Genomic DNA, 6580 nt, shown 5'->3' on the forward strand with positions numbered 1-6580 from the left:
CCGCGCTGTTCGCGGTGGAGACCGCGCTGTTCCGCCTGCTGGAGTCCTGGGGCGTCCGCCCCGACCTGGTCGCCGGGCACTCCGTCGGGGAACTCGCCGCCGCCCACGCGGCCGGCGTGTGGTCCCTCCCGGACGCCTGCGCGGTCGTCGCCGCCCGAGCCCGCGCCATGCACCGACTGCCCCCCGGCGGCGCCATGAGCGCCGTCGACGCCGCCGAGCAGGACGTCGCCGCCTCGCTCACGCCGTACGGCGGCCGCGTCGTCCTCGCCGCCGTCAACTCCCCGCACGCCGTCGTGGTGTCCGGGCCGGCCCAGGACGTGGAAGCCCTCACCGCCGACTGGTCCGGACGCGGTGCGCGGGTGAAGCGGCTGGACGTCTCGCACGCCTTCCACTCCCCGGCCATGGACCCCGCGCTCGCACCCTTCCGGGCCGCGGTGCGCTCGGTCACCGCGCACCCGCCGGCCCTGCCGCTCATCTCCAACCGCACCGCCCGCCCCCTCACCGCCACCGAGGCCGCCGACCCCGACTACTGGGCGGACCAGCTGCGGGGCACCGTACGCTTCGGCGACGGCGTGGCCCGGCTGGAGGAGGAGGGCGTCACCACCTTCCTGGAAGTCGGCCCCGCCGCCCTCGCCTCCCTCGTCCCCGACAGCCTGAAGCGCCCCGCCGGGACCGCCGTGCCGCTGCTGCGCCGCGGCCGCCCGGAGGCAGCGACGCTGGTGGCCGGCATCGGACGGCTCGTCGCGCGCGGCCACGAACTCCGGCTCGGCGCCCTGTTCGACGGCAGTGGCGCCCGGCCCGCCGAGCTGCCGACCTACGCCTTCCGGCACCGTCGGTACTGGATCGGCGAGCCGCCCGGCAGCCCCGGGGACACCGCCCGGCTCGGCCTGGACACCACCGGCCACCCGCTGCTGGGGGCGAGCGTGCCGCTGCCCGACGGCGGGGCCGTCCTCACCGGACGCCTCTCCCTCGCCGACCAGCCGTGGCTCGCCGACCACCGTGTGCTGGACCGCGTTCTGCTGCCCGGCTCCGCTCTCGTCGAGGCGGCGGTGCGGGCCGGCGACCGGACCGGCGCGGGCACCGTGGACGAACTCGTCCTCCAGGCGCCCCTGGTCCTCACCGAGGCGGCGACCGTGCGTCTGCGGGCGGTCGTCGGGCCCTCGGACCCGAGCGGGACGCGCACGCTGCGGATCGACGCCCGACCGGACTCGGACGAGTTCCGTACGGGCGACGAGACCGGCTGGACCACCCACGCCACCGGAACGCTGCGGTCCGCCGCCGCCCGCCCCGCGGCGGCCACCGGCACCTGGCCGCCGCCCGGCGCCGACGCCCTCGCCACCCAGGACGTCTACCAGGCGCTGCGCGCGGTGGGCGTCGACTACGGCCCCGCCTTCCGGGCGCTGCGGGCCATGTGGCGCGAGGGCGACACCGTCCACGCCGAGGTGGAGCTCCCCGAGGCGGCGGGCCCCGCCCGGGGCGGCGACTTCGCCGAGGGCTACGGCGTCCACCCCGCGCTGCTCGACTCCTGCCTGCACGCCCTGCGGTTCAGCGGATTCCTCGACGCCGACGCCGCGTTCGTGCCGTTCGCCGTCAGCGGTGTCACCCTGTACGCCACGGGGGCCCGCGCGCTGCGGGTGACCCTCACCCATCTGGGCGGCGAGTCCGTACGGCTCCTCCTCGCCGACACCTCCGGTGCACCGGTCGCCTCCGTGGACACGCTCACCGTCCGCAAGGTGACCCGCGATCGGGTCGTCGACCGCGACCCGGCCCTCGACCACCTGTACCGCCTGGACTGGACCCCGCTGCCGGAGCCCTCCGCCGCCGCGCCCGACGCGGACGGCGGGTGGGCCCTGCTGGGACAGAACGACCCGTACGCCACCGGCCTGCCCACCCACGACCCCGAGGACGGCGCCGCCCCTCCCGCGGTACTGGTCTGGTCGCCGCCCACCCCGGGGGACGATGCACACACCGCGACCCGCGCCGCCCTCGATGTCGTGCGGACGCACCTCGCCGACCCCGCGCGGGAGGGGACCCGGCTGCTGGTCCTCACGCGCGGCGCGGTCGCCGCGCTGCCCGGCGAGCCGGTCCCCGACCTGGCCGGGGCGGCCGTCCACGGCCTGGTCGGCTCCGCGCAGTCCGAGCAGCCCGGTCGGATCGTCCTCGTCGACGCCGAGGACGGCGCCGGGGTGAAGGAACTCGCGACCGCCCTGGCCACGGGCGAACCCCGCACCGCGCTGCGGGGCGGCCTCGTCCTCGCCCCGCGCCTGGCGCACCACGGCACCGACGGCGCCCTCGCGCCCCTGCCCGGGGAACCCGCCTGGCGCCTGGGAATGACCGGCACCGGCACCGTGGAGAACCTCCGCGTGGTGCCCTGCCCGGAGGCGCTCGCGCCGCTGGACGAGGGCCAGGTACGCATCGGGGTACGGGCCGCCGGGCTCAACTTCCGCGACGTCTTCACCGTCCTGGGCATGTTCCCCAGCATCACCGGCATGCTCGGGGGCGAAGCAGCCGGAGTCGTCCTGGAGACCGGGCCGGGGGTGCGGGGGCTGCGGCCGGGCGACCGGGTGACCGGCCTGGTCTTCGGCGGCTTCGGCCCCGTCGCCGTCGCGGACCGGCGGATGGTCACACCGTTCCCGCGCAGCTGGACGTTCGAGCAGGCCGCCGCCGTGCCGCTGGTCTTCCTCACCGCCTACCACGCACTCACCGACCTCGCCGGGGTCCGCCCCGGTGAGCGCGTCCTGGTGCACGCGGCGGCGGGCGGCGTCGGCATGGCCGCCCTCCAACTGGCGCGCCACCTCGGCGCCGAGGTCTACGGAACCGCCCACCCCGGCAAGTGGGACACCCTCCGGGCACTCGGCCTGGACGAGCGGCGGACCGCGTCCTCGCGCACGACCGACTTCGAGGAGGCGTTCGCCGGCAGCGGCGGCCTGGACGTCGTCCTCAACTCGCTCACCGGGGAGTTCGTGGACGCCTCGCTGCGGCTGCTGCGGGACGGCGGCCGGTTCCTGGAGATGGGGAAGGTCGACATCCGCGACCCGGAGGCGGTGGCCGCCGCCCACCAGGGGGTGCGCTACCGCGCGTTCGACGTCCTGGACGCCGGCGAGGACCGCATCCAGCAGATGCTGACCGAACTGGTCGGCCTTTTCGAGCAGGGCGTCCTGACCCCGCTGCCGGTCACCCCCTGGCACGTCCACCGGGCCCCGGAGGCGTTCCGGTACCTGCGGGAGGCGCGCCACACGGGCAAGGTGGTGCTGACCGTGCCCCGCCGGCCCGACCCGGACGGCACCGTGCTGGTCACCGGCGGCACCGGCGACCTCGGCGCGCTCGTCGCCCGCCACCTCGTCGCCTCCCGCGGCGTGCGCCATCTGCTGCTCGCCTCACGCCGCGGCGACCAGGCGCCCGGCGCCCGCGAGCTGGCGGCCGAACTCCGGTCCGCCGGCGCGGAGGTGACCGTCGCGGCGTGCGACGTCGCGGACCGGGACGCGGTGCGGCGGCTGCTGGCATCGGTACCGCCGACGCATCCGCTGACCGGTGTCGTCCACACCGCCGGCGTCGTCGAGGACGGTGTCGTCACCGCTCTCACCCCGGACCGGCTCGCCCGGGTCCTCGCCCCGAAGGCCGACGCGGCACTGCACCTGCACGAGCTCACCGCGGACCAGGACCTGGCCCTGTTCGTCCTGTTCTCCTCGGCGGCGGCCGTCCTCGGTGGCCCCGGACAGGGGAACTACGCCGCCGCCAACGCCCTGCTCGACGCGCTCGCCGCCCACCGCCGCGCGCGGGGCTCGGTCGCCACCTCGCTCGCCTGGGGGCTGTGGCGCCAGGACGGCGCCGGGATCACCGCGCACCTCGGGGAGGGCGACCTCGCGCGGATGGCCCGCTCGGGGCTGCTGCCGCTGGAGCCACGGCAGGGCCTGGCGCTGCTGGATCTCGCCACGGCCACCGGGGACGCGTTCCACGTGCCGCTGCGCCTCGACCCCGCCGCACTGGCCGACGCCGTCGCCCCGGAGGAGGGCCACGGCCTGCCCGCGGTCCTCCGCGGGCTCACCGCGCGGCGGCCCGCCCGCCGCTCCGCCGCATCCCCGAGCACCGAGGAGACCGGGGACGGCTTCGCCCGGCGCGTCGCCGCGCTGCCGCCGGCGGCGGCCCGGCGGGAGGCCACCGACCTGGTGCGGACCCTCACCGCGGGCGTCCTGGGCCGGGACCGTTCCGAGGGCGTGGACGGGGTGCCGCCGGACCGGCCGTTCCAGTCGCTCGGCTTCGACTCGCTCACCGCCGTCGAACTGCGCAACCAACTCGCCCGGGCCACCGGCGAACACCTGCCGCCGACGGTGGTGTTCGACCACCCGACGCCGGAGGCCCTCGCCCGGTACCTGACGGTGCGGCTGCTGGGGGAGGAGGCGGTGCAGCCCGAGACGGCCTCCGACCCCGAGGACGCAGACGCGGGGGAGATCGACGCCATGGACGAGGAGGAACTGATTCGGCGCGCGCTGGGCGGCGGCTCGTAACCATCCGGCCGACGGGCACGACCGCGCGCGGGGAACTTCCCGCGCGCGGTCGTGCCCGTCGGCGCGGGGGCGCCGATCCGCCGCACCCCCCGGGGCGCCCGGGGACGCTGCCGCCGCGCGCACCACGGGGTGCACGGGAACAATTCGCGATCAGTGCCCACGGGGTGGACCGGTCCCATAGGAGCCGCCCCGCACCCCGCCTAACCTGCGACGCGGATGCCCGGCCGGTTGCGAGGAGGAGACCAGCATGGCTGAATCCCGCGAGGATCTGGTGGCCGCGTTGCGGGCCTCGCTCAAGGAGAACGAACGGCTCGGCCGCCAGGTGCGGGCCCGGAGCTCCGCACCCGGCGAACCCGTCGCCATCGTCGGCATGGGCTGCCGCCTGCCCGGCGGCATCGGCTCCCCCGACACGCTGTGGGAGGTGCTCGCCGCGGGCCGGGACACCGTCGGCGGATTCCCCACCGACCGGGGCTGGGATCTGGAGGCGCTCTTCGCCCCCGACCCGGACAGTCCCGGCACCTCGACCGTGGACCGCGGCGGATTCCTCGACGGCGCCGCGGACTTCGACGCCGGACTCTTCGGTATCTCGCCGCGTGAGGCGCTCGCCATGGACCCGCAGCAGCGGGTGCTGCTGGAGACGGCCTGGGAGACCTTCGAGGACGCCGGGATCGACCCGACGACCCTGCGCGGCAGCCGGACCGGGGTCTGGGTCGGCATCTCCGCCCAGGACTACGACCAGCCCGCCCGGCACGGGGACCCCCGCGTGGAAGGGCTGCTGCTCACCGGCAACACCCCGAGCGTCGCCTCCGGCCGCATCGCCTACGTCTTCGGCCTCGAAGGGCCCGCCGTCTCCGTCGACACCGCCTGCTCCTCCTCGCTCGTCGCCCTGCACCAGGCCGTGCGCGCCCTGCGTGCGGGGGAGTGCACCATGGCCCTCGTCGGCGGGGTCACGATCCTCACGTCCCCGCACCTCTTCGTCGAGTTCTCCCGCCAGCGGGGCCTCGCACCCGACGGGCGGTGCAAGTCGTTCTCCGACGACGCCGACGGCACCGGCTGGTCGGAGGGGGCCGGCCTCCTCCTGGTGGAACGGCTGTCGGACGCGCGGCGCAACGGACACCGGGTGCTGGCCGTGGTGCGGGGCACCGCGGTCAACTCCGACGGCGCCTCCAACGGGCTCACCGCCCCCAACGGGCCCTCGCAGCAGCGGGTGATCCGCGCGGCGCTGGCGGACGCCGGCCTGTCGACGGCGGACGTGGACGTGGTGGAGGCGCACGGCACCGGTACCGCCCTCGGCGACCCCATCGAGGCCCAGGCGCTCCTCGCCACCTACGGCGCCGGGCGGGAGGAGGCGCGTCCGCTGCGGCTCGGATCGGTGAAGTCCAACCTCGGCCACACCCAGGCCGCCGCGGGCGTCACCGGCATCATCAAGTCCGTCCTGGCGATGCGCCACGACGCACTGCCCGCCACGCTGCACGTCGGCCGGCCCAGCAGCGCCGTCGACTGGGGGACCGGCGCCGTCGAGCTGCTGACCGAGCACACCCCCTGGCCGCGCGGCCGGACCCCGCGCCGCGCCGCGGTGTCGTCCTTCGGTGTCAGCGGGACCAACGCCCACGTCGTCCTGGAGGAGGCACCCGAGGAGGACGCGCCGGAGGACCACGTCTCCGAGCCCTCCGGCGGCACCCCCGAGGGGCTGCCCCTGCCCTGGCTGCTGTCCGGCCGGAGCCCCGCCGCGCTGCGGGAAGCCGCCGCGCGGCTGCGGGAGTTCGCCGCGGCCCGGCCTGATGTCCCCGCCGTCGACCTCGCACGCTCCCTCGCCACCGGCCGGGCCCGGCTTGACCACCGCGCCGTCCTGCTCAGCCGCGGCGGGGACGACCTCCTCGCCGCCCTCGACACGCTCGCGGCCCGCGAACGGGCCCCGGGCGGCCCCGGCGTCGACCGTGCCCGCTCCGGACGGCGTCTCGCGGTGGTGTTCGGTGGTCAGGGGTCGCAGCGGGTGGGGATGGGTCGGGAGTTGTATGAGTGTTTTCCGGTGTTTGCGGGGGCGTTTGATCGGGTGGTGGGGTTGTTGGGTGGGG

Annotated in this window: 2 protein-coding genes; both read left to right on the forward strand. The window is 76.8% G+C overall.

The features are described from left to right. Positions 1 to 4505: SDR family NAD(P)-dependent oxidoreductase (locus HCN52_RS20385; RefSeq protein WP_168089912.1), on the forward strand; the 4505-nt coding region annotated here is incomplete at its 5' end. 247 nt (positions 4506 to 4752) lie between these two features. Beyond that, positions 4753 to 6580: type I polyketide synthase (locus HCN52_RS20390; RefSeq protein WP_280923942.1), on the forward strand; the 1828-nt coding region annotated here is incomplete at its 3' end.

The organism is Streptomyces bohaiensis (assembly GCF_012033785.1).
GTDB lineage: Bacteria > Actinomycetota > Actinomycetes > Streptomycetales > Streptomycetaceae > Streptomyces > Streptomyces bohaiensis.